Source organism: Desulfomarina sp. (genome assembly GCF_054039375.1).
In genome coordinates, this window is record NZ_JBPLBA010000131.1 from 11,528 (window position 1) to 38,171 (window position 26,644).

The 26,644-nt window shown below is 45.9% G+C and carries 29 protein-coding genes; all 29 read left to right on the top strand.

Annotated elements, in window-relative coordinates; translation table 11 throughout:
- Positions 1-18 precede the first annotated feature (18 nt).
- The 29 genes from ACXLDX_RS07635 to ACXLDX_RS07775 all read left to right on the top strand — a co-directional run bounded on the left by ACXLDX_RS07635 (position 19) and on the right by ACXLDX_RS07775 (position 26,507).
- Entirely contained in the window at positions 19-2,442 is a 2,424-nt protein-coding gene (locus ACXLDX_RS07635) for a tetratricopeptide repeat protein (protein ID WP_457576594.1), read from the top strand.
- Positions 2,443-2,466: 24 nt separating this feature from the next.
- Entirely contained in the window at positions 2,467-2,925 is a 459-nt protein-coding gene (gene flgB, locus ACXLDX_RS07640) for a flagellar basal body rod protein FlgB (RefSeq protein WP_457576595.1), read from the top strand.
- Positions 2,926-2,965: 40 nt separating this feature from the next.
- Positions 2,966-3,397, top strand: coding sequence for a flagellar basal body rod protein FlgC (flgC, locus tag ACXLDX_RS07645; RefSeq protein WP_457576596.1), 432 nt, complete (start codon positions 2,966-2,968; stop codon positions 3,395-3,397).
- Between the two features lie 3 nt (positions 3,398-3,400).
- Positions 3,401-3,706 carry a flagellar hook-basal body complex protein FliE gene (gene fliE / locus ACXLDX_RS07650; RefSeq protein ID WP_457576597.1) on the top strand — a complete coding sequence of 102 codons (306 nt, stop codon included), beginning with the start codon at positions 3,401-3,403 and terminating at the stop codon, positions 3,704-3,706.
- A 79-nt stretch (positions 3,707-3,785) separates the two neighbouring features.
- On the top strand, positions 3,786-5,417 hold the full coding sequence (fliF, locus tag ACXLDX_RS07655) for a flagellar basal-body MS-ring/collar protein FliF (RefSeq protein WP_457576598.1): 1,632 nt from the start codon (positions 3,786-3,788) through the stop codon (positions 5,415-5,417).
- Positions 5,418-5,420: 3 nt separating this feature from the next.
- Positions 5,421-6,425, top strand: a complete 1,005-nt coding sequence (gene fliG / locus ACXLDX_RS07660; protein WP_457576599.1) for a flagellar motor switch protein FliG — start codon at positions 5,421-5,423, stop codon at positions 6,423-6,425.
- Positions 6,412-7,221 carry a FliH/SctL family protein gene (locus tag ACXLDX_RS07665; RefSeq protein WP_457576600.1) on the top strand — a complete coding sequence of 270 codons (810 nt, stop codon included), beginning with the start codon at positions 6,412-6,414 and terminating at the stop codon, positions 7,219-7,221. Before fliG ends, ACXLDX_RS07665 begins: the two co-directional genes overlap by 14 nt.
- Positions 7,222-7,267: 46 nt before the next feature.
- Entirely contained in the window at positions 7,268-8,623 is a 1,356-nt protein-coding gene (locus ACXLDX_RS07670) for a FliI/YscN family ATPase (protein WP_457576601.1), read from the top strand.
- Positions 8,624-8,650: 27 nt separating this feature from the next.
- Complete coding sequence (gene fliJ, locus ACXLDX_RS07675; RefSeq protein ID WP_457576602.1) at positions 8,651-9,088, top strand: flagellar export protein FliJ; 438 nt, start codon at positions 8,651-8,653, stop codon at positions 9,086-9,088.
- A 59-nt stretch (positions 9,089-9,147) separates the two neighbouring features.
- The gene (locus tag ACXLDX_RS07680) at positions 9,148-9,642 is read left to right on the top strand and encodes a MotE family protein (protein WP_457576603.1); all 495 of its coding nucleotides are present in this window, start codon (positions 9,148-9,150) and stop codon (positions 9,640-9,642) included.
- 6 nt (positions 9,643-9,648) lie between these two features.
- Complete coding sequence (locus ACXLDX_RS07685; RefSeq protein ID WP_457576604.1) at positions 9,649-11,091, top strand: flagellar hook-length control protein FliK; 1,443 nt, start codon at positions 9,649-9,651, stop codon at positions 11,089-11,091.
- A 9-nt stretch (positions 11,092-11,100) separates the two neighbouring features.
- Positions 11,101-11,859, top strand: a complete 759-nt coding sequence (locus ACXLDX_RS07690; protein ID WP_457576605.1) for a flagellar hook assembly protein FlgD — start codon at positions 11,101-11,103, stop codon at positions 11,857-11,859.
- A 181-nt stretch (positions 11,860-12,040) separates the two neighbouring features.
- Positions 12,041-13,327 carry a flagellar hook protein FlgE gene (locus ACXLDX_RS07695; protein WP_457576606.1) on the top strand — a complete coding sequence of 429 codons (1,287 nt, stop codon included), beginning with the start codon at positions 12,041-12,043 and terminating at the stop codon, positions 13,325-13,327.
- 482 nt (positions 13,328-13,809) lie between these two features.
- Positions 13,810-13,989, top strand: coding sequence for a hypothetical protein (locus ACXLDX_RS07700; RefSeq protein WP_457576607.1), 180 nt, complete (start codon positions 13,810-13,812; stop codon positions 13,987-13,989).
- Between the two features lie 16 nt (positions 13,990-14,005).
- Positions 14,006-14,773: a motility protein A gene (locus tag ACXLDX_RS07705; RefSeq protein WP_457576608.1), complete on the top strand. Its 768-nt coding sequence runs from the start codon at positions 14,006-14,008 to the stop codon at positions 14,771-14,773.
- Between the two features lie 11 nt (positions 14,774-14,784).
- Positions 14,785-15,570: an OmpA/MotB family protein gene (locus ACXLDX_RS07710; protein ID WP_457576609.1), complete on the top strand. Its 786-nt coding sequence runs from the start codon at positions 14,785-14,787 to the stop codon at positions 15,568-15,570.
- A gap of 37 nt (positions 15,571-15,607) precedes the next feature.
- Positions 15,608-16,111, top strand: coding sequence for a flagellar basal body-associated FliL family protein (locus ACXLDX_RS07715; protein WP_457576610.1), 504 nt, complete (start codon positions 15,608-15,610; stop codon positions 16,109-16,111).
- Between the two features lie 17 nt (positions 16,112-16,128).
- Positions 16,129-17,109 carry a flagellar motor switch protein FliM gene (locus ACXLDX_RS07720; protein WP_457576611.1) on the top strand — a complete coding sequence of 327 codons (981 nt, stop codon included), beginning with the start codon at positions 16,129-16,131 and terminating at the stop codon, positions 17,107-17,109.
- Between the two features lie 9 nt (positions 17,110-17,118).
- Positions 17,119-17,493: a flagellar motor switch protein FliN gene (gene fliN, locus ACXLDX_RS07725; protein WP_457576612.1), complete on the top strand. Its 375-nt coding sequence runs from the start codon at positions 17,119-17,121 to the stop codon at positions 17,491-17,493.
- A gap of 2 nt (positions 17,494-17,495) precedes the next feature.
- Positions 17,496-17,912: a flagellar biosynthetic protein FliO gene (locus ACXLDX_RS07730; protein WP_457576613.1), complete on the top strand. Its 417-nt coding sequence runs from the start codon at positions 17,496-17,498 to the stop codon at positions 17,910-17,912.
- A complete protein-coding gene (gene fliP / locus ACXLDX_RS07735) occupies positions 17,899-18,669 on the top strand; it encodes a flagellar type III secretion system pore protein FliP (protein WP_457576614.1) in 771 nt (256 codons plus the stop codon). The genes ACXLDX_RS07730 and fliP overlap by 14 nt, the downstream gene beginning before the upstream one ends.
- An 18-nt stretch (positions 18,670-18,687) precedes the next feature.
- A complete protein-coding gene (gene fliQ / locus ACXLDX_RS07740; protein WP_457576615.1) occupies positions 18,688-18,951 on the top strand; it encodes a flagellar biosynthesis protein FliQ in 264 nt (87 codons plus the stop codon).
- A gap of 132 nt (positions 18,952-19,083) precedes the next feature.
- Positions 19,084-19,866, top strand: a complete 783-nt coding sequence (fliR, locus tag ACXLDX_RS07745) for a flagellar biosynthetic protein FliR (protein ID WP_457576616.1) — start codon at positions 19,084-19,086, stop codon at positions 19,864-19,866.
- Between the two features lie 95 nt (positions 19,867-19,961).
- Entirely contained in the window at positions 19,962-21,032 is a 1,071-nt protein-coding gene (flhB, locus tag ACXLDX_RS07750) for a flagellar biosynthesis protein FlhB (RefSeq protein WP_457576617.1), read from the top strand.
- Positions 21,032-23,128 (top strand): flagellar biosynthesis protein FlhA, encoded by a 2,097-nt coding sequence (gene flhA, locus ACXLDX_RS07755; RefSeq protein WP_457576618.1) that lies wholly within the window; start codon positions 21,032-21,034, stop codon positions 23,126-23,128. Before flhB ends, flhA begins: the two co-directional genes overlap by 1 nt.
- Complete coding sequence (flhF, locus tag ACXLDX_RS07760; protein WP_457576619.1) at positions 23,118-24,440, top strand: flagellar biosynthesis GTPase FlhF; 1,323 nt, start codon at positions 23,118-23,120, stop codon at positions 24,438-24,440. Before flhA ends, flhF begins: the two co-directional genes overlap by 11 nt.
- Positions 24,433-25,341 (top strand): MinD/ParA family protein, encoded by a 909-nt coding sequence (locus ACXLDX_RS07765; RefSeq protein ID WP_457576620.1) that lies wholly within the window; start codon positions 24,433-24,435, stop codon positions 25,339-25,341. Before flhF ends, ACXLDX_RS07765 begins: the two co-directional genes overlap by 8 nt.
- Before the next feature lies 1 nt (position 25,342).
- On the top strand, positions 25,343-26,074 hold the full coding sequence (locus tag ACXLDX_RS07770; protein ID WP_457576621.1) for a FliA/WhiG family RNA polymerase sigma factor: 732 nt from the start codon (positions 25,343-25,345) through the stop codon (positions 26,072-26,074).
- Between the two features lie 13 nt (positions 26,075-26,087).
- The gene (locus ACXLDX_RS07775) at positions 26,088-26,507 is read left to right on the top strand and encodes a hypothetical protein (protein WP_457576622.1); all 420 of its coding nucleotides are present in this window, start codon (positions 26,088-26,090) and stop codon (positions 26,505-26,507) included.
- Positions 26,508-26,644: the final 137 nt, after the last annotated feature.

The following is a 26,644-nucleotide window of genomic DNA, read 5'->3' on the forward strand; positions in this document are numbered from 1 at the left end:
CTGAAAACATTAATAATCATGAAGAATTTCATTCCATATATCATTTTTGCTGTTCTACTCACCGGCACACCTGTTTTCGCCTCGGAACTTCTCCGGGTTTCCAGGGCGGAATCCGGTGATATGATACAGCTTTATTTTCTTTTTGACAAAGCCCCGACATTTTCCGAAACAATCAATGAAAGACGCCTGAACCTTATATTCAACAATACGGAGTTAAAGAAAAAAATCACCTTTTTCAAACCCGACGACAAAATAGTCAAAATTTTGTCTCACACTGAAAACGGCGACTTTATCCTATCTCTTTTCTTTCGATACACCCCGCAACACTACACTGTTTCCAGAAATGGCAACGATAAAATCGTTGTTGAAATCCTCCCTGGAAACAGATATTCGAAATCATATAAAGATCTTGCAAAAAAACTGGAAGGGTTGACTGTTATTGACAGAAGCAGGGTTGATTATACAAATCCGTATGTTTTTTCGCCCTATGTCAAGAACTGGATGACATTTTTTAATGGATATGAATCACCACTGACAATCAGTGTGCCAGTAAAATTTACCCTCCCACCTTTTCCGATCATCGGAATGCTGCCGCCCGACAAGGAAAAAAACCTGCAAATCCTCTCCCCTGAACTGTTCAAACTTGCAGGCGAAGGTCTGTGGGAACACCTTGCCACCAGGATTCTTGAGCGACTTAAATCAGAAAAAAATATTGAGACACAAAAAAAATTAGCCCTCTGTTATGGTGAGGTTCTCTTCAGGGCTGATAATTTTGTCGGTGCATACAAACAACTTTATCTCCTTCAGGAAAAATACGATGATGAACTCATCGGCAGTTTTGCAAGATACGTCCTCCTGTTGCTGCGGGCAATCCACGAGGATCCACATATAGCTGAATTTGAACTTACTCCCCTTGCGAAAAAAATCAGTCTCACCAATCCACTTACACCGTATCTTCATCTCTCACGGATAGAAGTCTCCCTCGCATCTGCAAAATTTTCTGCAATGAACAACCTTCTTCTGGAAGATGATATCGCGTTTCCGCCTCCCATCGAAGAAATCAGAGAAATCCGGCAGGCAGATTACTGGTATGGCATCAATCAACCTGTAAAAGCCTATGCCGCATATCGTCTGGTTGCAGGTTCAGAGTATCTTGCCAGGCAACCCTATTCCCTTAACGGTAACTGTGCGACTCTGTACAGCCAGAGGAAATTCATGCAAAGCAGCAGTTGCTATGATCAACTTTCAACACTGGTTCTCAATAAAACTTCCCTTGGAATGATCCGTTACCGAGCAGAAATGTCCAGGCTTAAATTCATGCCGAAAGAAAAATTGATAGACAGCTTTACCCAGATTGAAAATGCATTTCCCGGTACGGAAGCAGGCAACAGAGCTGCAATAAAGAAAACGGACCTCCTGCTGTTGCAGAAAAGTTCTGCCCTGTCCTGGGCTCTTAAGAGTTATGCATCAATCTATGAAAAATCAATTGTCAGAGAGCCAAAGGAAGAAGCCCTCTTCAAACAGGCCCTGGTCCTCTCCCTGTTAGACAGAAAAGGAGAATCAATAACACTTTTACAGCAGCTTATCAGGGAATTCAGATACGGGCATGTTCTTTCATCAGCCCAGGCACTTCTAATAGATCTGTTGCCGGGTGAAATTAAAAGGCTTGTGGGAGAAAAGCAATATTTAAAGGCTCTGGTTCTGGCCAAACAGAATAAAGATCTCTTCAGGAAAAACTGGCTGGACAGCAGGTATCTTGTCGATATAGCCAGAGCTTATGATGAAATAGGCGTTTATGAAGAAGCCCAGAGGCTTTATCTTTATCTTATTGAGATTTCTGAAGTTGATCAAAAAGAGCAGTTCTTTCTTCCTCTTGTCAAAGCCTCATTCAACCATGGTAATTATACTCTTGTGGAGGACTTCGCCGCCCAGTACACATTCAATTATCCCCATGGTCAATATGCTGATGACATTCTCCTGCTCCGCCTGAAAGCCTTTATCAACCAGGAACGTTTTACCGAAGCTCTTCGCCTTCTCCCGTCCCCTCTTCCTCAAAAAAAAGAATTCTATGAGCTGGCAGCTACTGTCTATTACAGGATGGATGATTTCAAAAAATGCGCAAAAGTTTTTGATTCTCTGGAAAAACTTGACCGCGAACTCAGCCAGGAAGAGTTGGTAATGTTTGGTGAAAGTCTTATGAAAACTGAACAACCTGACAGAGCAGAAGCCGTTTTTCTTAAAATAAAGGAAACAAACCCATTCTATGACCAGAGCCTTTTTCACCTTGCTGAGTTGGCAAAACGAAAGGGAAATGAAAAAAAAGCGCTAAGATTATTCAGGAAAATTGCCGAAAAAGGCACTAATGAGAGATGGAGAGATTTTGCCCGAAAGGCCCTGGAATTTGAAAAAACAGCATCAGGGCTGCAAATCGGCATGCAATAATTATGACATCACTACTCACAGGGGATGCAACTTAATGATTTTATTTTCTTTTATATGGAGAGAATTATGGACCCGGTCAAACCATTCGATTCCCAGATGGCCCTTTTAAAAAAGGTCCTTGACCTGCGGGCGGACAAGGCCCAGGTCATTTCATCAAATATTGCCAATGCCGAGACCCCCGGATATTCCAGGGCGGTTTTTGACTTTGAGGACGAGTTGAACAACGCGATTCATCGGGGGAAAAACATTGATCTTGCCACGTCCAGCGAAAAACACATAACCCTTGCTCCTGCCAATTTTGCGTCAGTTGTCGGAAAAATCAGGCATGTAAGTGATAAAACCGGAATAGGAGATCAAAACGGGGTCAATGTGGCCCAGGAAATGATTGATCTCTCTGAAAACGAGATTATGTACGAAACCAGCGCCCAGCTTTTAAAGAAAAAACTTAATCTCCTCAAATATGTAATTTCCGGCGGACAATAGTTCATGCCATTTTAATTATTACCTGGAACAAGGATAAGATATGGATATATTTAATACTTTTAAAATCAGCAGTTCAGCGTTGAAGGCCAATACAATACGCCTGAATACAATCAGTTCCAATCTGGCGAATGTTGAAACCACCTCCACTCCCGAAGGAGGACCGTACAAGAGAAAGTCTGTTTACTTCGAAAGCAAACCCCTTACTTTCAAGGAACAGCTTGAAAGCACAACAAAAGACAGTACCAGGACCGTTGAAGTTACAAAAATCATCGAAGACAAATCACCGCCCAGAAAAGTGTACAATCCATATCATCCTGATGCTGATGAGGCGGGCTATGTGAAAATGCCGAACGTGAGTGTTCTTGAGGAGATGGTTGACATGATGTCGGCCACTCGAGCATACCAGGCCAATGTAACCACCATTAAATCGGCAAAGAGAATGGCTATGAAGGCCCTTGAAATAGGAAGGTAACTTATGAACACAATTAATAATACCAGATTATCGCCGGTAATGCCCGAAGGGGCTTCTTCATCCACCGGCAGCAGCATTCAACAGGCCGAAAACAGTTTTGGTACTATTCTCTCCAATCTTGTTACTTCCGTCGATGAATCCCAGAAAGCCGGTGATATTGCAGTGGAACAATTGCAGAGTGGTGACGCCAGTCATCTCCACGAAGTCATGATTGCGGTTGAAGAGGCCGATATTTCACTTCGAATGCTTGTTCAGATGCGAAACAAGGCGCTCTCTGCCTATGAAGAAATTATGAGGATGCAGCTCTGATTGCAATGTAATTGCTCCCCCTGTGACCAATTACATCACAACCGCTCAAATGGTAAATACCAGGAAATAAGGAACAGTCATGGCGGCAGAAGAACAGAACATTCCTGAACCTTCAGAACAGAAGGAAAACCTTATCCAGGAATCGCCTGAATCAAAAAATATTCTCAAATTGATTCAGGAATGGCCCTTATCGAGAAAAATTGCGACCGGTGCAGTTATTCTCATATCCATTGTCCTGTTTGCTGTATTGATCTTTCAGGCAAGAACCGCGGATCAGCAACTTCTTTACGCAAATCTTTCCATCAGCGATGCCTCATCGGTCACCAGTTGGCTGAAAGCCAGAAAAATCCCCTATTCCCTGAAACATGGCGGACGGGATATCTGGATCTCCGCCGACCAGATTTACCAGACCAGGCTCGATCTCGCCGCCAACGGCTTACCCAGCGGAGGAGGAGTCGGTTTTGAAATTTTTGACAAACAGAGTTTTGCCTTAACGGATTTCGTTCAGAAGGTGAATCACACCAGGGCTCTCCAGGGGGAGCTGTCCAGAACCATCACATCTCTCGGCCCTGTGGAATCGACCCGTGTACACCTGGCCCTTCCTGAAAAAAGGCTTTTCAGAAACCAGCAGAAAAATGCCACGGCCTCCGTCATCATCACTCTGGTTCCCGGTAGAAAACTCGATGAAAAACAGGTTCAGGGCATTATCCATCTTGTTGCCGGATCAGTCACCGGTCTTGAACCGGATAATGTCAATATCATTGATTCAAACGGTGTTATTCTTGAAAGCCTGAAAGAAAAAGACAGGGACAACCTCCTTCCCGTTGACATGCTCACCTATCAGCAGGAACTTGAACACCGCCTGGAAATCAGGGCCCAGGATCTTCTTGATAAAACCATGGGAAAAGACCATGCCATGGTCAGGGTCACGGCCACCCTTGATTTTTCCAAAAATGAAAAAACCCAGGAACTTTACGACGCTGATGACCCGGTTATCCGCAGCGAACAGATAAACCAGGAAAACAGTGGAAGTGTTAACGCGGGAGGCATTCCCGGAGTGCAGTCAAACCTTAACGGGAACACGCCAGGTACAGGTCAGACAGGACCGACTTCCAGCAAAAATTCCCGAATAACCAACTATGAAATCAGCAAAACAATCAGCAAAACGATTAATCCCGTCGGCACTATTACAAAACTGTCGGTTTCCGTTCTGGTGGCAGATCGTGTTAAAGTTGACAAGGACGGCAAACCGGTTTCAACCACTCCCCGCACTGAAGAAGAGTTAAAATCCATAGAGAACATGATAGCCAGAGCAATCGGTCTTACTCCTGAAAGAGGAGACAAAATTAATGTCCTCTCCATGCCTTTTGTTGAAACTGACAAGGCGATCATTGCAGAAAACGCATCAGGTTCCCGCCCACTTTATGAATATATTCCCTTTATCAAATACGGACTGATATCGCTTGGAATCCTGCTCCTCTACTTCCTGCTCATCAGACCTGTCATAAAAACAATGAAAGGAGAGGTTAAAGAACACTATAAAACTGTTGAACAACTGGAACAGGAGCAACTCCGAACTCCTGAAACAGACGAGGAAGAAGAGATAACTCTTCCTCCTGTTGATGATGCGATAACCAGTCTGAGAAGAGAGGTACTTCAAAATCATGTTCCGACCGCATTTATTGTTAAAAACTGGATACAGGAAGGATAGCTGATGGCGATTGAAACATTGACTGGCCTGAACAAGGTTGCGGTATTATTGATTTGCCTTGGCGAAGAGGCAACCTCCAGAATTTTTGATGAACTGTCGGATGATGAAGTGCGACAGGTAACCAGGGCCATGGCATCCATTGAGCATATACCCATGGATATCAAAGAAAAGGTTTTTGCCCAGTTCCATGAAGCTCAAAACCAGTTTGCAGGTCTTTTCGTCAAGGGTGAGGAATTTGCCAAACGCGCTATCGCGGCAACGCCCGGGGAACAGCGTTCCGAGTTTTTAATGGACCAGTTTATCTCCGGAACAGAATCCAAGTCTCTGGAGACTATCTCACTCATGGCTCCGAGGATGGTGGCAGGACTGCTGGAACATGAACATCCCCAGACGGTTGCCCTTGTTCTTTCCACCCAGCATGTGGAACATGCCAGTGAAATCCTGGCAAATCTTCCGGAAGAGATCCAGGCCGATGTGACCTACAGAATTTCAAAAATTGAAAAAGTCTCTCCTGAGGTGATCAGCAGGATTGAAGACGCCCTGCACCGGGAAATCGGACTGGTTTCCGGCAAAGCCCATAAAAAAGTCGGAGGAATCGATGCGGTAGTCGGCATTCTCAACCATATGAAAAACAACCTGGATGCCGATATCCTGGAAAAAATGGAAGAGACTGATCCGGATATGGCCGAAGAGATAAGAAAGAAAATGTTTACCTTTGAAAATCTTGTGGCCCTTGATGGCAGGTCCCTGCAGATGATCCTGAGAGAGGTCAACAACGATTCCCTCACCATGGCCCTGAAAACTGCTTCGGAACAGATGAAGGAAAAAATCTTTGCCAATATGTCCGCCCGCGCTGCCGATATGATCCGGGACGATCTGGATGCCATGGGGCCGGTCAGGCTCTCGGAAGTTGAACTTATGCAGCAGTCCATTGTGAAAATTGCCATGAAACTTGAAGAAGAAGGCAAGCTGGTCCTTGGCAGCGGAGGCGGAGATGAGCTTGTCTAAATATTATAAAAAAACAGACTCTTTCAAACCGGAAGAACTGGTGCCTGTTTCAAAAGAAAAAAAAATTAAGGACCCTCCTTCCAGGTGGGTGGAGACTGCAGACAACCAATTCGAAAGAGAGGTTTTCACGGTTGCGGATTTATCTGATTCACCCATCCCCGGAGAAAAAAAGGAATCGACTCCGGAAACGGATGAACAGCACCCCCCGGAACCTCCTCTGGAAACAATGGAACAGGTCGAGGAAACTGAAGGGGTTGAAACAGAAGAAACCATTAATCTGGAGAATTATATCGAACGGACCGAAATGGATAAACTGCTTGAAAAGGCCTTTGAAGATGGTGTTCGCAACGGCCTTGAAAAAGCGGAAGAGGATTACGGCTCAGCCACCCGTTCTCTTTTCACAATCTGCCGACAACTCGATTCCATCAGGGAAACAATTATCGCCAACAGCAGCAGAGAACTTCAGGAATTTGCCATTGCCCTCGCAGAAAGAATTATCCGATCTCCATTTATTGAAAACAGGAAAACGATTATTGCAACCCTGGAGGAAGCTCTTGAGCGGGCAATAAAATCTGATGAATTCACGATTTTTGTCAGTCCGGACGATTATGATATTGTCATGGAAAAGTCAGAAGATCTGATTGAAGGACTCAGCGGCCTCAGCAAGATCATCATAAAAAAAGATTCCGGAATAGAAACTGGAGGAGCAAGAATAGAATCTGAAAACTGTACAATTGACGCCACACTCGCCAGCCAGTTTGATATGATACGAGAAGAAATGGCCAAACGTCTCTGATCCCGATAAACCGTAATTGGTCACAGGCTCGTTTTTCAGGTAAATCATGCCACTGAACACATCACATATTCAGAATCTGGACCTCATCAAGGTGTGGGGAAAAGTCACCCGTATTGTCGGTCTGGTCATTGAAGGGCACTGCCCTCATGCCTCAATCGGTTCACTCTGCAGGTTGACGCCCATAGATGACGGTGAAGATATTTTTGCGGAAATCGTCGGTTTCAAAGACTCGAAAGCTCTACTCATGCCCCTTGGTGATTTGAGGGGACTCGGTCCGGGCAGCCTGATCAGAGTGGTCAGAAACAGTGCGACCATCAAGGTTGGCAGTAATCTTCTCGGCAGGGTCATTGATGCCATGGAAAATCCCCATGACAACCTCCCTCCCCCGGTTCTCAACGAAGAAAAAAGCCTGTATTCTCTCCCTCCCGGCCCCATGGAACGGCAGAACATTACTGACACTCTGGATCTCGGGGTCAGGGCAATTAATGGTCTGATTACCTGTGGCATGGGGCAGCGCATGGGGATTATGGCCGGTTCCGGAATTGGCAAAAGTGTCCTTCTCGGTATGATGGCCAAATATGCCAGAGCGGATATTAATGTTATTGCTCTCATTGGTGAACGTGGCCGGGAGGTAAGAGAATTCATAGAGAGGGATCTGGGTAAGGACGGACTGGCCAGATCAGTTATTGTTGTTGTTACATCCGACCAGTCCCCTCTTCTCCGTATGCGCGGTGCTTTTGTGGCAACAGCTATTGCGGAATATTTCTGTAATAACGGCAAGAACGTCCTTCTGATGATGGATTCCGTCACCCGTTTTGCCATGGCCATGCGGGAAATCGGCCTGGCAATAGGAGAGCCACCCACCACAAAGGGATATACACCATCGGTATTCGCAACACTCCCCAAACTGCTGGAGCGGGCTGGAAGATTCAGGAAAAAAGGTACTATTACCGGGTTATATACTGTTCTGGTGGACGGTGACGATATGACCGAACCGGTCGCCGATTCCATACGTTCTATCCTGGACGGCCACATTGTTCTGTCAAGAAATCTGGCAGCCAAAAACCATTTCCCCGCCATAGATGTGCTCAATTCAGCCAGCAGGGTCATGCGTGATATTATCTCTCCACGTCATCTTGAACTGGCCGGCAAGGCTCGAAATGTCCTGGCCAGTTATGCTGAAGCTGAAGACCTGATTAATATCGGAGCCTATGCAAAAGGATCGAACCCTAAAATCGATTATGCCATCAGTAAAATAGATGCCATTAACGATTTCCTCAAACAGAATTTTGATGAAACGACAACTCTGCAGAAATCTCTTGAACAGCTGGGAAGACTCCTCAGTGACAGAAAAGATGAAGAACCTCCCAGAAAAAACAGGCGTATTTCTGACAGGCAGTAGTGTTTCTGTCGGGATCGGTGGACCGGGATGAAGCCATTTCAATTTGACGCTATTCTCAATTATCGAAAACGTCTGGAAGACCTTGCTGTAAACCGGCTCAAGGAGGCACAAAATGGTCTACGGATTGTTCTTCTTAAACAAAAAAATGAGGAAGATCAGCTCTCACAACTTATTGATGACCTGGATAATCTTCAGAAAGAACCCATATCAATTCTTGACCTGATTCATTACGAAAACAGAATTCATTTTATGAAAAAAAATATCTCCGCCATAAGAAAAACAGTAAAAGAGAAAACTGACCTTGTTGAACTTGAGCGGAAAAATCTCCTTCAGAAAACACAGGAAAGACAGATCATGGAAAGTCTGAAAGAGAGTCAGAACAGAGCCTGGCAGGAGTATCTCAATAGAAAGGAAATGGCTATGCTGGATGAGCTTGCGGTGACTCGTCACGATCTGGAAATATAACGTATATTGGACAGCCTGGTATGAATATAAATAGTTTTAAATCAACATTGGTGTTTTTCTTGAGTCTTTTTTTTCTCTATTCCGGGTTTGCTCTTGCGGGAAACAGTGAACCACAGGATCAACGGCAATACTCATCGGTAGAGGAAAGGAGACTGCAACAGGTAATAGTGGAAGAAAAGGCAAACCTGCAAAAAGAACGTGCCAGAATTGCCATGCGAAAAAATGAACTAAAGACACTGGAGGAGGGTGTCGATAAGAAGTTAGCCGAAATAGAAAACAAAATAGCAGAACTGAAAAAACTGCAGAATGCTATCAAAGCTCTTCTCGCCGAAAAATCAGCGGAAGAGAAAAAACGGATCAGAGATCTTGCCAAAATATATGAAAAAATGAACCCGGCCAGGGCATCACTGGCCCTTTCCGGACTCGATCAGAAACTAGCGGCTGACCTTCTTGCCAACATGAAGATCAAAGCCGCGGCAAAAATACTTGACCAGACTTCAAAACAGAAAACCACCCAGCTGAGTAATGCGTTTTCTACATTACAACTTGAGTGAAAAATTATGACCCAGACAGCTTTCATCCAGGCATTACCCAAAACACCACAATCAGCGCCCTCTCCATCGCCCCAGGCTCAATCCTCTGAAAAAGGCGAATTCAACACTCATCTCGAAAAAGCTGTCTCCCGGATGGATGAAAAAAAAGAATCCCACACCAACGACAGAAAGGAAAACTCTGGACAACCTGAAGATACGCCCGAAACTGCACAGCAGACACCAGCACCGGCAATGCAGGATCAGCATGTTGAAACAGAAAGCATTAACAATATAGTTTTATCCAGGGCCTCCAATAGTATTGAAAAAAGCCCGGAAAAACTGATGCAAGCCCCTGTGGCAGATCAATCCGCAAAAGTGTCGGTACAATCGGAACTGCAACAAAACATCTTTTTACAGGACGATGATAATTTTTTACATGACACTTTAAAACTCCGGGATGAACAGGTTGACACCCTCACCCAGAGAGAATTACAGGCCGGAAAGCTGCAGCCTGCAGTTCTTCCTGAACAGAAACTGAACATCGACATCAAGGCAGGTCCGGAACAACAACCCGCCACATCCACCCCACAACAGAATACATCCGAAAACAAAGGATTATTTCACCTCCAGCAGGTTATCGCCGCTGGAAATGAGATGGGGACTGTCTCAATACAGGGGACTGTCGCTGGTGTTTCTCTTCAGAAAACAGAACAACCTGTACTTCTAAAAACTGCTCAGCCGGAATCTCCCGTGAAAACCCCCCAGTTAAGGCAGGATATTCACGGCCAGTTCCTGGAAACAAAACTTAATCTGAACAACCACAAGGACAACGAGCCGGGCAGACAGGGCGAAAATCCGGCGGGAAACAGCAACCAGCTTCAGACCGGTCCGGGAAACAGTCTGGAAAACAGCGTTCATACAGTTGATCAAACTGGAGAATTACAAACTTTTTCTACAGTTCTTCAAACTGTCCGTCCTGATACCACTGGGGCTGTGGCAAAACCCGTAACCCTGCCAAATGGTACAGTCGTTTATGAAAACAAGGTCATGGATCAGGTGGTTGATCATTTTCGTATGCACAGAACGGTTCATGATTCAAAAATCACCATTAAGCTTCATCCTGCAGAACTGGGTGAATTGAAAATCGACATAGCAATGAAAGAAGGAAACATTAAAGCCCATGTTATAGCACAGAATCAACAGGTTCAGGATATAGTGGAAAAGAATATGCTCAAACTGCGCACTGTTCTTGAGGATCAGGGATTTTCTCTTACTGACATTACGGTGAGTACAGACTCCGATTCAGTAGCCGATTTCAATTTTTTCGACCAGCATCTTTCTCAACAGAATGATCGATCTCAGGAAACAATTTCTGCACACCAGCAGGACAATTTCACCCAGGTACTGGAAGATGCCGTTGGAGTGGTCGAAACGGGACAATATCTTTCCGGTGTTAATATCACTGCATAGGAGACACAAATGAGCAGTTTTCTGGAATCAATAGGACAGAGTTCTGCACCCGCAGGCCCTACCTACACAAATACCAAGGAAAAAGCCAGCATGGGAAAAGAGGATTTCCTGAAACTCCTCGTTGCCCAGCTGCAGAACCAGGACCCGCTTGATCCTGAGGACTCAACTGAGTTCACATCTCAACTGGCTCAATTCAGCTCCCTGGAACAACTTGAGAACCTGAATTCCGGCATGGAAACCCTTGTGAAATCAACTGAGAATTCCGACCGGTTTACAACTCTGAATACCATTGGTAAAGAGGTCGCGTACCAGTCCGATTCCTTTTCATTCAATGGAAATCCGGTTACCGTCGGTTATCAGATTGATGACAAGGCAACAGAAGTCACACTTTCGCTCCAGTTGAACGGCACAACTATTGCGACACTCAACGGAGAGGATCTGGAAAAAGGGAATCATTACCTCACCTGGAACGGGCTGACTGCTGACGGGGAAAAAGCCCCTGCCGGGGAATATTCAATATTGATCAGTGCCAAGGCAACTGAAGGAAAAAGTGTTGGTGTTCTCCCGCTGATTAGATCTGAAGTTACGGGCGTTGATCTTGACAGCGAATCAGGCAGTATCCTGATTACTGAAACAGGCGAGATACTGTATAAAAATATTCTTGGTGTCTATGAACCTGAAAAACAGCAGCCCAAGGAAGAAAATGGCAGCACCACTCTTGATACTGTTGCCGATATAACAAAAGACGTAAACGATATTATAAACTGAACAATACCTTGAAAAATTAGAATTTTTGTCGAAATCGATGAACAGAAATATTTCTAACTGCGTGCAAAACTCAACCTGATAAGACAGGTATATCTCTAACCTGGTTGAGTTTCACGAATAATCAGAAAAAAATAAAAATGCAGGAAAACAACAAACTGACTCTTGGGAAAAGGAGAGAATAATGGGAATTTCTAGTGCACTGTACAGTGGGGTCAGTGGCCTAAACACGAACTCACAGGCAATGAGCGTAATCGGCAACAACCTTGCCAATACAAACACCCTTGGTTTTAAATCGTCCAGAACCGTATTTTCCGACCTGCTTTCTTCACAGATTAACGGTTCAGGCGGAATGTCCCAGGTTGGACGGGGTGTCGGTATGTCCAAAGTTGATAATATTTTCAGCCAGGGAACCTTTGAATCCACTGAATCAAATCTCGATGTTGCCATTGAAGGAGACGGTTTCTTTGTTCTCAAGGAAGAAGGCAATGACACGAAGTTTTATTCAAGGGCCGGCGCATTCAGATTTGACGAAGATGGTTACCTGACAAATCCTGAAGGTTACAGGGTTCAGGGCAAACAGTTTAACGCGGACGGCACGCTCAAGGCCGGGGACGCCACTGATATTCAGGTGAGAAGCACCGGCCTGATTGCCGGCAATGCGACGACCACACTCACCTTGAATACCAATCTTGACGCCACCGAACCGATAAAACCAATGGCAGCATTTGATATCACTGACGCGGATACCTTCAATTATTCCTCTTCAGTTCAGGTTTTTGATACTCTTGGAAATCCACATCTTCTTACGACCTATTTCATTAAGACGGCCGACAACACCTGGAACTGGGCCTGGAGTGCCAAACAGGACAACGGCACAGTCATTCAGGATGTGGGGACCAATCCGCTCACCTTTACCGCAGACGGTATTCTCACGAACGCAGCTCTAGTACCCCCACAGGATACAACAGCAATCATTCCAACTGACACGGTCGGCGGAACAGCCCCGGACTGGGCCAACGGCACAACTGTCACTCCCATCACCATCACCTTCGACACCACACAATTCAACAGCAGGTCCGTTGTTATCTCACAGGACCAGAACGGATATGGCGCAGGTAACCTTTCCGGTGTGGACATTGACCAGGATGGTGTCGTCGTGGCTTCCTATTCGAACGGAGAACAGACAAAAATTGCCCAGATTTCCCTGGCTAAATTCATCAATCCAAACGGACTTTCCCTCGCCGGGAGTAACCTCTACACGGAGACAACCCTTTCCGGTCCTCCCCGCACGGGTCTTCCCGGCCCGGAACTTGGTAAAGTGTTCACCAATTCACTGGAACAGTCCAATGTGGACATGGGAGCCGAATTTGTAAAAATGATTACGGTTCAGAGGGGTTTCCAGGCAAATTCCAAAATCATCACAACAGTTGATGAATTGCTTGGTGAACTCATCAACCTGAAACGCTAAAGTCAACTTTTTGACATTCCAAGGTCGAAATGGAGTACCTTCTTCTCCATTCCGACCTTTTTTTTATTCTTCTAAATAACAAAAGTTATTTTTAAATTTGACCGGGCAACGCCTAGGTGGAACGCTGATTACGTATAAAACTCAGCCTGATAAACGATAAAGCAGGCTCATCCAAAAATCCGGCTTTTGGTGGGTAATCAGGTTTCTTGTATTTATCTGCAGCAGCTCTTCGATTGTAACTGGTCACAGGGGTAGCAGCTCGATGATTCTATTACCTGTGAGCAATTGCATCTGAATTATTATCACATCATTTCACACCTGAATCTTAATACTTGCATATCTACATGTTATTGCAAGGAAAATACCTGTTCCAAACAACCTCCCCGCCTCCCAGGCAGATAAACACGGACCTGGAATTGACCAATTGCGAAACTCAGCTCAAATAAAACTGGAATATTTTTTGCATTCTTGAGTTTTGAGAAATGAAAGTCTATGATACTGAAAAGGATCTTTTCCTGCAGTTACTTACAGGCACCCCGGATTCTCATGGTCTCTTCTGCCCGGACAGGCAGACAAAAGTGAACAGAAGGCCCGGTAAAAGGTTGCGGCTGGTGAGCGGTTATCTTTTTCACCATTGTCGGAATTTATACAGCATGAATTAAAGAGGAGGATGTTTTATTGGATCTTTCTACAATAATCGGAATCGGTGCTGCTTTTGGTCTGATGCTGATGGCGATTCTCCAGGGTGGACCTCTGTCGATTTTTATCAACACACCGTCCATGCTCATTGTTTTTGGCGGAACCCTTGGCAACACCTTGGTTCATTATCCTTTTGGTGATGTTTTTGATGCAATCAATGTTGCAAAAAAGACAGTGCTCTACAAGGAGATATCCATAAATGATTTGATAATACAGCTTATGGAATTTGCCAATAAGGCTCGAAAGGAAGGCATTCTCGCTCTGCAGGGTGCCATGGAAGATGTTGAAGACGAGTTCCTCAAAAAAGCCATGCAGATGGCGGTCGACGGCCAGGAACCGGAAACCCTTCGCTCCATGCTAAATACAGAGATAGAATATATCCAGCAGCGCCATGACAAAGGAGCAGATATATTCATTTCCATCGCCGCATATGCCCCTGCCATGGGCATGGTCGGCACCCTGATAGGTCTGGTACAGATGCTGCAGACTATGGATGACCCCGCCGCAATCGGTCCAGCCATGGCCGTCGCATTGCTCACCACATTCTACGGCGCTGTAATTGCCAATGTCCTCTGCTCTCCAATGGCTGGAAAACTGAAAAACAGATCAGCATCGGAAGTTTTGACCAAAACCCTCATCATCGAAGGAATGCAGTCAATCCTCTCCGGTGAGAACCCCCGTATAATGGAACAGAAACTCCACGCATTCATCGCTCCGAAACTGCGTGAGTCAACGTTCAACAAGTAGAGGGAAGAACCATGGCCGAAGAACAGACCCAGCAACCGGAAGAGCAAAAGGAAACCAAATGCGAATGCGCCGCCGGTGCACCGGCGTGGATGGTCACCTATTCAGATCTGGTTACTCTGCTTCTTACTTTTTTTGTTCTGCTCCTCTCCATGGCCAGTATGGATCCGGTGAAATTCACAGAGGCGTCAAGTTCCATAAAAGATGCCTTCGGTATCCATGCGGCTCCATCACATATTGAATATGCGATACCGGTACTGCCATCCCCTCCGATAACAAAATTCTCACCCATCGAACTGCAGAAATCAAAGGAGATGTACGAAAAAATCAAGGCCCAGATCGACACCCTTCGTCTCAGTGATGAAATCGGCGTTCTGAAAAGAGATGACAATTCCATTGTCCTGAGAGTGAAGGATAAAATTCTCTTTAAACCAGGCCAGGCAACTATTTCGCCGAAATCTTATCCCACACTTCGAACAGTAGCCGATATTATCAGGCCTCTGCCCATGGATCTGAGGATTGAGGGACATACTGATGACCGTCCTGTTTCCAAAAGCAGTTTCGGAAACTGGGAACTCTCAGTCGATCGTGCGGTCTCAGTGCTCCGTTTTTTCACCCGTGGTGACCTGCTCCCTCTGGATAGAATGTCGGCAATAGGATATGGAAAAAGTCGTCCTGCCGTCCCCAACAGGGATGAAGCCACCAGGGCATTGAACAGAAGGGTCGACTTTGTACTGCATCTCAATACATCAGAAGCAAGGCAGGCTGCCTCAACAACCAAAAAGAGTATGCCTTTATAATTTTATCAGTATTCCAATTGATTAAAGGATTTCCATCATGGCGGACAAAAAAGAAGAAAAAGCTGAAGAATCCGGGGGCGGCAAAAAGAAACTTTTTATCATTATCGGCGCTGTAGTCCTTGTGCTCCTTATCGGAGGTGGTGTTGCCGGCTACTTTATGCTGAAGAAAGAGCCTCAGGTTGAAGCGAAGGATCCAGGCCTTGAAGTGCCCGTTCCCGAGCTTAACAAAAGTGCCGAGATTGGACCGATGGTAGATATTGAAGAATTCATTGTGAATATTATCAGTGAAGACGCCAACCACTACGTTAAAGCTTCCCTGACAGTTGAACTGACCAATGAAGAGGTCAAGGAAGAGGTAACCAAAAGAATGCCGCAGATACGGGATGCCATTCTTCTTCTCCTGGGAAATAAAACGTACGAAGAGCTCCAGGATCTGCAGGGAAAAAGGCAGCTCAAGGCAGAATTATTAAGCAAACTCAACTCGTTCCTGCAGACCGGGAAGGTGAAATCGATTTATTTCACTAATTTTGTTGTCCAGTAAATTGAGAGGAAGATTCAGTGGAACCCATTCTGAACAAAGAAGAAATTGCAAGGTTGCTGGCTGCAATCAGAGAGGGCGGAGTTCCCCTTGATCTGGATGATGCCGGACAGACTCCAAATCTTGAGTGCACTCCTGTTGATCTTTTCAATCTTGTCCATCCCGACAAAGACCAGTTCAGAATTCCCAATTTCGATATTATTCTGGATATATTCTGCAGAACGTATTCCACCTCACTGACCAATAACCTCCAACGCACATTTTCAATTACTCGGACTTCCCTGGAATCAACAGAATTCCAGAATTATTTCATGGACAACAACAATCTCGGAGCCATCGGTATTATAGAGATTTCTCCCCTGAAATACGGTGCCCTGGTTATTCTTGACCCCAAACTCTCTTTCTCACTGATTGAAATCATGCTGGGTGCATCAATCGAACTTGACCCTCTTCATCTTGACAGAAATCTTACAACAATAGAACTGACAGTTCTCAGAACCCTTTTCATTGATGCCTGTAAGGATCTGGACAAGGCCTTTTCACAATTACTGGAAACAAGCTCATCACTGATCAAACTTGAAAACAATCCGCGACTGGTCTCCATTGTTGAACCGGAAGCCGAGGTGATTGTCGGTACCTTTCTTGTAAAAATGGGTGATCTTTCAGGAGAAATACAACTGGTTTTCCCGTTTTCAACACTGGAACCTTTACGTGACCTGCTTAAGGAACTGCTCAATATAACCACGGTTACCAAAAGTACCTGGTCCGATATTATTGAGGACGAAATCATGGAACTTCCTGCCGTCGTCACTGCCAGGTCCGGCGTTCTAGACCTGACAATAGCCCGGATACTCGAGCTGAAAAAAGGCGATATCCTTGAACTCGGTTATGATCCCAACAGCCCCTTGAAAGTTCTGGTTGAAGACCAGGTGAAATTTACCGCCATTCCGGGAACCCACAATGGCCGCAAGGCGATCAGTCTCAGTGGTATAGAAAATTAAGGAAAAAACATGGAAACAGTGAACCAGGAAAACAGTCGACCAGATCCGGAAGAAATCAAAGAACTTCTCAAAGAAGATACAGTCCCCCGCCAGAGTCCGGACCATGTTGACACAGAGGATGAAGCCAGGGGACTAGATTTTCTCTACGATATTCCCCTTCAGGTATCGGTTGAAGTGGGCAGGTCAAAAATTCTTTTAAAAGATCTGCTGAAAATGGGCGAAGGCTATGTTATCGAACTTGACAAACTGGCTGGGGAACCTCTCGATCTCTATGTCAACTCGAAACTTATAGCGAGAGGTGAAGCGGTAATGGTTGGTGAAAAATTCGGCATCCGTCTGACTGATGTGGTCAGTACCGCAGACAGAATAGAAAACCTGGGATAAAGATGGAAATTCATAAGAAATTTTTCCCTGGCTGGATCTTCATTCTCTTCACCCTCCTGCCTGAAACTGCAGCGGATGCAGCATCACTGGACCAGCAGGTTGAACTCGGCAGCCTGAACAGCTATTTCCGTATGATATGTGGGCTTCTGGTTGTCCTTGGCCTTATCCTGATTCTTTATGGCCTGTTCAAACGCCGTTTTTCACTGCTGCAGCAGAATTCTTCCAAGGCAATACGGATTCTGGAAATAAAACCACTCATGGCCAAGAAAGCTCTCTGTCTTGTTGAAATCAGAGGAGAGGAACATCTTCTTGGAATCGGAGCCAACGAAGTCACCCACCTTGCAGTTCTTTCCCGAAAAAAAGATAAAACTTTCCGGGAAACCCTGCAAAACACTGAAAAGAACAATGAAGAAGCCTAAAATAATTGGTGGCCCGGCAAAACTGGCCGCTATTATACTCATATCAGGTCTTTTTGTTCACGCAACGGCTGCACAGTCTGTTTCCCTGCCGACAATCACCTTCGGTGTTGCCGAGGCTGAAACCCCCGCCCAGGTTTCCAGTGCGCTCCAGGTTCTTTTTATCCTGACCATCCTGTCGGTGGCTCCCGCCATCCTCCTGATGACCACCTGTTTTACAAGAATCGTCATTGTTCTCGGATTTGTCAGGCAGGCCATGGGGACACAGAACATGCCTCCTACCCAGATCATCCTCGGACTTTCACTGTTTCTGTCATTTTTTATCATGTCTCCCACGCTGAACGCGATCAATGAAAACGCACTTCAACCTTATATGAATGAAAAAATCAACCAGACGGAGGCCCTGGAAAAAGCCATTTCTCCAATGAGAGATTTCATGTTCAGTCAGGTCAGGGAAGACGAGCTTGCCCTGCTGACCGATATTACTCTGGACAGTGAGCCTTACAGCAAAGATGACATCCCCACCATGACACTTGTGCCTGCATTTATGCTTTCGGAACTCAAAAGAGCATTCCAGATGGGATTTATGATTTACATCCCCTTTCTGGTGATAGATATGATTGTTGCTTCGATTCTGATGTCAATGGGTATGATGATGCTGCCTCCGGTTATTATTTCCATGCCCTTTAAATTATTACTCTTTGTTCTAGTTGATGGTTGGAGCCTTGTCGTCGGATCTCTTATCAAAAGTTTCGGCTGAGAAAAGGAATGAATCACAATGACCCCTGAACTCGCTATAGAAATCGCCAGGAGAGCTGTTCAGACAATACTGATGGGTGCAGCTCCCATGCTTATTGTCGGTATGGTCATTGGGCTTCTGGTCTCAATTTTCCAGGCCGCGACCCAGATCAATGAACAGACCCTGACCTTTGTCCCCAAGATTGTAGCAGTTTTTGTTACCTTTCTCCTGTTCGGCCCATGGCTGATCAAACTGCTCCTGCTCTTCACCAGGGGCCTCTTTGATATCATGGCCACGCTTTAACCGACAAGACCGGAACGTGATTGCTCCGAGATCATAAAATCATAGAGTTCCTGCCCCCTGTAAATAATTGTGCCGGGACCATCGAAATTTCGCCAAAACACCTGACGCGTGCAGTTAAGGCCACTTTGAAAAATGGATATCCAGCTTATTCCGGTAGAACAGTTTCAGGTTTTTCTGATTGTAACGGCCAGGGTTGCAGGGTTTATCGGCGCCATTCCGGTATTTTTTTCAGCCCAGACGCCCATGCGTATCAGAACCGCACTTATTTTTGCTGTTTCCCTGACTCTTTTTCCCTTGATGTCCGGCGCCATAAAAGTTGTGAATTTCTCCCCCCTGCCCTTTCTTCTCCTTGTCATTGGAGAACTGCTGCTCGGTGTTCTCCTGGGATTGATTGCCCGGCTCATCTTCACTGCAGTCGAATTCGGTGCAACAGTAATCGGCTATCAGATGGGTTTTGCCGCAGCCAATGTCTTCGATCCCCAGAGCAAGAAACAGGTGGCCCTCATTTCCCAGTTTCAGAATGTGTTTGCCATCCTTATTTTTCTGGCCATTAACGGGCACTACCTTTTTCTCAGGCTTGCAGTCAAATCCTATGAACTCCTCCCCCCCGGTCATTTCAACGTGTCCGGAAAAGCTATCCCCTTTCTTATGGAACAGGGTTCTCATATGTTTTACCTTGGGGTGCAGTTCAGTGCACCTGTACTTGCCGTTCTTCTGTTATCCGGCCTTATTCTTGGTGTACTTGCCAGGGTTTTCCCCCAGTTGAATGTCTTCCTGCTCTCTTTTCCCATCAACATCGGCACAGCGTTCATTGTCATAGCTTTGACACTTAACATCGTGGCAGTCACAATAAGACAGGAATTTGACACTCTCCCGGAAAAGTTTCTTACTCTTCTCAGCTACCTTCGTTTCTGAATTGCTTTCCACTTTCGGTTCGTTTTTTGCAATGAGTATATCAGTAGTAATTGATCACAGGTGCCGTGAACCTGTAAAACAAACAGTGATAAAATATGGCGGAAGAAAGCCCCACTGGTGGAGAAAGGACGGAAGCCCCGTCATCGAAACGCCGGGAAGATTTTAGAAAAAAAGGACAGGTAGCCCAGAGCAAAGAGGTGCAGACGGCTGCCCTCTTTTCACTTCTTCTCCTTTTCTGGCTCTTTTACCTGCCCCTTTTCTGGAAGGAACTTGTCCGTTTTCTCACCTCTCTCTGGAATATTTCCGGTGAATACACCCTCACTTCAAATTCCGCCTACCATCTTGCTCTTTTTCTCATCCAGAAAACGGGGCTGCTTTTAGCCCCTCTCTTTCTCCTGGTATTGATAATCGGCTTTTTTTCCAGTTTTTTCCAGATAGGCTGGTTGGTCACTGCAAAGCCTCTCATACCCGACTTTTCCAAACTTGATCCCATCTCAGGTTTTGGCCGTTTTTTCTCAAAAAAGTCGCTGGTTGAAGTGATTAAATCCCTGACCAAAGTCATTCTTGTGGGCTGGGCTGCCTATTCCACCGTGCTTGCCAATTTCGACCAGGCCCTGGTTCTGACCCATGCCTCTGTCGGTGCGACACTCGTTTATATGGCCAGAATTGCAGCTCTTATCCTTGCCAAAATCTGCGCTATTCTCATTTTTATAGCATTTCTTGATTTTCTCTATGTCCGTTGGGAAATGGAGGAAAAAATGAAAATGACCAAGCAGGAAATAAAGGAAGAATTCAAGGAAAGTGAAGGTGATCCCCATATCAAGGCCCAGATCAGGGCGATTCAACAGGAAATGGCCCGCAAGCGAATGATGGCTGAAGTACCGGATGCGGACGTGATTGTAACCAACCCGACTCATCTTTCTGTAGCTGTCCGATATGACTCAAAAGAAATGGATGCTCCTGTTATAATTGCAAAAGGAGCCGATTATATCGCCATGAAAATCAGAGAAATCGCCCGGGAACATGAAATTCCGATCATCGAAAACCCTCCGGTGGCTCGATTATTGCATAAGTTGGATATAGGTGAATCAATACCTGAGGATCTATTTAAAGTTGTGGCCGAAATACTGGCCCACGTTTATTCATTAAAAGGAAAAACGGTATAATGGAGCTGACCACTGTACAGAACAGACTGGCGAACCTGCCTATCAGGCAGCTGCTTGGAAGAAGTGATATTATCGCTTCCCTGGGACTTGTCTCCATTCTGATGATCATGATCATCCCCCTGCCGTCCATAATTCTGGACCTTTTCCTTTCCATGAATATCACTATTGCCCTGCTCATCCTCATCATCAGTCTCTATACTGTCAAGGCCATTGATTTCTCGATTTTTCCTTCTATTCTTCTCACTTCGACTCTTTTCCGCCTGGCCCTCAACGTAGCCTCCACGCGTCTGATTCTTCTTCATGGTGACGAGGGCCCCGGTGCCGCCGGATCAGTTATACAATCTTTTGGTCAGTTTGTGGTCGGGGGAAATTATGTTGTCGGTATAGTCATTTTTGCCATCCTCGTTCTGATCAATTTCATGGTCATTACCAAAGGTGCCGGCCGGGTTGCCGAAGTTGCCGCCCGTTTTACCCTGGATGCAATGCCCGGAAAACAGATGGCCATAGACGCTGACCTCAATGCCGGTCTCATCAACGAAGATGAGGCCAGAAGGCGCAGGGAGGAAATTTCCAACGAGGCTAATTTTCATGGAGCCATGGATGGTGCCTCAAAATTTGTCAAGGGCGATGCCATTGCCGGTATTATTATTACCCTCATAAATATCGGTGCGGGATTTATTATAGGTGTCGTCCAGAAAGGTATGCCCATGGCTGAAGCTGCTGCAAACTATACTATTCTCACCGTCGGTGATGGTCTTGTGGGTCAGATTCCAGCCTTGATTATCTCAACAGCCGCCGGTCTCCTCGTGACCCGTTCCACGGGAGAAAAGGACTTCGGCAGTGACCTGAAGAAACAATTCTCGAGAAACGGAGTAGCCCTGTGGGTTGTTTCAGTCATTCTACTGGTTTTTGCTTTTATCCCCGGGCTCCCCTTCTTCCCCTTTCTTATCCTTTCCCTTGCCATGGCCGCCCTGGCCTTCCAGGTGGACAAGGCCAACCTCGCTGAAGAAGAACAGGTGGAAGAAGTGGTGGAAGAAGCTGTTGCCGACCGGGAAGAAAATTACGAAGAAATGCTCAATGTTGACCTGCTGCAGCTTGAAGTGGGTTATGGACTTATTCCGTTTGTCGACTCAGCCCAGGATGGTGAACTCCTCAACAGAATCCAGTCCATCCGTAAGCAATTTGCCATGAATATCGGCTTTATTGTGCCTCCGGTTCATATCAAAGATAACCTGCAACTTTCGCCCAACCAGTACACTTTCTCTCTCAAAGGTGTCAAAATTGCTGAAGCAGAGATGCTTCCAGGTCATTACATGGCCATGGATCCTGGAATGGTCACGGAAAAAATCCAGGGTATTGCCACTACGGAACCAGCTTTCGGTCTTCCAGCCATCTGGATTACGGAAGATAAAAAGGACCGTGCCCAGATTGCCGGATATACTGTTGTCGACTGTACGACTGTCATGGCAACTCATATCAGTGAAATAATCAAACAGCACGCCCATGAACTCATCGGCAGACAGGAAGTTCAGGGCCTTCTCGATAACCTGGCTAAATCCTATCCGAAACTGGTTGAGGAACTGGTACCGACAATTATTTCACTGGGCACAATCATGCGCGTTCTTCAGAACCTGCTCAAAGAAAACGTGTCCATCCGTGATCTGCGCACGATTCTTGAGACCCTTGCTGACTGGGGCGGAGTAACACAGAATCCTGAAGTTCTTACTGAATATGTAAGACATGCTCTCTCCAGGACAATCAGCAGTGAACTTGCAGTGGATGGTGTTATTCCCGTCATTACTCTGGCAAAACCTGTTGAAGAGGCAATACAGAACTCGGTCCAGCATAATGAGACCGGGAGTTACCTGGCCATAGATCCGGCAACAGCCCAGAACATTCTTGATTCGATAGGACAGGCGGTAACACTTTTTGATGGTTCAGCGCGACCGACCCTGCTGGTTGCGCCTCAAATCAGACCACATGTACGCAGTTTAACAGAGCGCTACTATCCGGCACTCACGGTTCTTTCCCATAACGAGATCATACCCAGTCTGAAGGTCAGATCTCTTGGTACGGTGACACTGGATGCAAGTTAAAGTATTTGAATCAGAAGATATGGCATCAGGGTTGAAGATGGTCAAGAAGGAGCTTGGACCTGATGCTCTTATCCTCTCAACCAGAACAATTAAAAACGGAAAGCTGGGTCTGCTGGGAAAACCCATGCTGGAAATAACCGCTGCAATAGACTCCACCTCACCCGCTGTTGCTGAAAACAACCATTCCTTTGCCGTAAAGGAGCCTGTAATGAAAAAAAAGAGGGCTTCGGGTTTCAACTGCGTAGTGGATGACAGCTTTCCCGCCCATTCAATGGTGCAGGGTCAGAAGTACACTGACCTGCCTGATGACAGAGGCGCGGAAAGCAGTCTAATGAACAGTGTTGAACCAGCAGGTGATTCCATAAAAAATGAGGTCAACGAGTTAAAAGACCTTGTCAGGGATCTGGCCCGGGAAATATCCAGGATAGGCCGTCAGGAAAACTGTACTGATACTGTCAGACCACAGAGTCTGCAAGTTTCAGGTAATTATTCCCAGGACAGAATTCAGCAGATTCAGGGTGACCATATCCTTTCGTTGTTGATCAGCCGGGGTATTAATGTCGAATCTTCAAGAACAATCGCCTCGTTTCTGCGGGAAAGTCTGACAGAACAGGAACTGTGCAGGGAAGACCTGGTCAGAGATACTATAGTTGACACCATTCAGGATCTTATAGAAGTATCTCCTCCTGATTTCAACAACCTGGACGGTCAGCATATCATGGCCTTTGTCGGACCGACAGGTGTGGGAAAGACAACGACACTGGCAAAAATTGCTGCTTTCTATCTTGCGGGATTTTCCAGATCCATTGCCCTTATTACCATTGACACCTATAGAATTGCGGCAGTGGAACAGCTCAAGGTCTATGGGGAAATCATGCATCTCCCCGTCGATGTCGTGATTACGCCGGATCAGCTGGCACAGGCGATTGAAAAACACAGGGATAAAGAGCTTATCCTCATAGATACTGCAGGTCGAAGCCCCAGGGATGAATTCTGTATCGAAGAACTGTCGACTTTTCTTCACCCGGAACTCAATATTGAAAAGCATCTCGTTCTTTCCGCCACAACACGGGAAAAGGAACTTCTCGAAACAATCAGACGCTTTGATCCCCTTGGGATATCCAACACGATCTTCACTAAAATTGATGAATGCACCAACCTCGGTATCCTGCTGAATATACAGATTCAAAACAGTAACCCTCTCTCCTATGTTACAAACGGGCAACGTGTCCCGGAGGACCTGCTGGAGATTTCGCAGAAAAAAGTGGCGGAACTCATCATGTCCCAACATGAAGGACCAATGCATGGCTAATACATCACACAGTACAGGCGATCAGGCACAGACACTGAGAGACTTGAGTTCGCAGAACCACACCCCTGCCTTCCAGAGTGACAGCGAGCATGTGACCAGTGTCTACTCCATTACCAGTGGGAAAGGTGGTGTGGGTAAAACGGCGGTTGTTGCCAACCTTGCCTACACACTTGCTGCCATGGGAAAACGTGTCCTTATACTTGATGCTGATCTCGGGCTTGCCAATATTGATGTAGTTTTCGGACTTACCCCCACCTATAATCTCAATCATTTCTTCTCCGGTGATCATGAACTGCAGAAAATAATCGTGGAAGGCCCCCTGGGCATAAAAATCCTGCCGGCCGGATCCGGAATACAGAATTTCACCCGCCTTGACACCCATCAGAAAATGAGGCTTCTTGACGGGCTTGATTCAATGCATAATCATTTTGATTACGTTCTCATTGATACTGAGGCCGGTATCTCCGAAAACGTCACCTATTTCAATACAGCCGCCCAGGAAATCCTGGTTGTAACCACCCCGGAGCCAACTGCCATAACCGATGCCTATGCCCTGATGAAGCTGCTCTCAACCCAGTATCACGAAAAAAAATTCAACCTTCTTGTCAACCAGATTCGTACGGAAGATGACGCTCTGGATGTCTACCGAAAGCTGACGATGGTGGCAAACAGATACCTTGATATTTCCATTGATTACCTGGGTTCCATTCCCGAAGATCGCCAGATGATTGAATCCATAAGAAAACAGAAAGTCATCAGTGAACTGTCACCGGGATCAAAAATAAGTAATGCTTTTTCCCAGCTTGCCGGTCGTATCTGCTCTGAGCCGACACAGGTTGATCCCAAGGGAAATATCCAGTTTTTCTGGAAGAAACTGCTTAAAATCGGAGGAAGAGGATAGAATGCTCTATGACCAGAATCCTCATAATAACGACCGGTCCCGCCTGATCCGAGAGAACCTTTACCTGGTTGACATTATTGTCGGCAGGATGGTCACCCAGGTGCCCTCGTTTATGAACAGGGATGACATGAAAAGCGCAGGTATGGTCGGCCTGCTTGATGCCTCCAATAAATTTGATCCGACAAAAAAAATATTATTCAAAACTTTTGCCGAGTACAGAATCCGGGGCGCAATTCTCGATGAAATGCGTAAACTGGACTGGTTTTCCCGCTCCCTCAGAGATAAGCAGAACAGAATCGGCAAAACTATTGCCAACCTTGAACTCCAACTTGGGCGGGACCCGGAAGACCACGAAGTCGCCAAAGCGATGAATCTCTCCCTGGAAGATTACCAGTCGATGCTGGGGGAAGTAAGCCACCTTGGTTGTGTCAGCCTGAATGAAACTCTGGATCATACCATTGAGGGAAGATCCTTTCTTGAAACGCTTGTCGACAAACGTGCCAGTGCTCTTCCGGGAAAGAGGATTGAAGATGAGGAGTTAACTAAAAAATTAGCGGAGATCATAGGACAATTATCAAAAAAAGAACAACTGGTTATCTCATTGTACTATTATGAAGAGCTTACACAGAAGGAAATAGCAGAAATTCTGGAACTTTCAGAAGGTCGCGTCTCCCAGCTGCACAGTCAGGCCCTGATAAAACTCAGAAACAAGGTCGAAGCAAGACTCCACTGAAGGTGAACTCAAAATGCATTTCTTCATCTCACCCAACCATATTCTGCTTATCTCACTTATTCTGCTCGCGTTCTGCATTCTCCTGAAGGCACTTTCCCTGAAAAAAGAGAAGGAACTTCTTCTCCAGCAGCTTACCCGGACCAGTAACAGCTATGAACAGGTCAAAAGGGAACTTGAAAAAGTAAGGGAAGAGCACGACAGGATCACCAGATTTCAGAACAGTTTAAGCGAGGCAGAACTGACAACCAGGCTCCAGCAGTCAAGACTTACATCGCAAATATCACCCGCCAAGGGATCAACACCCGAAAGATATCGATTTGTTCATTCTCTTCTCGACCAGGGCATGAGTACAGAGGAAATAGCAGGAATACTGTCCGTATCCACCCATGAAGCACAGCAGCTTGTCACCCTGGCAAAGCTTGCTGGAACCTGAGAACCGTTACACCTAAATCCTGCAATTGGCGAGTTTGCCGGAGATGCGAGGTTCAATGGCGTCGACGTATAGACATACTTCAAGCCATTGAAAACGAAGCAGATTCGGTAAAATCGCCAATCCCGCAGGGCAAAGAA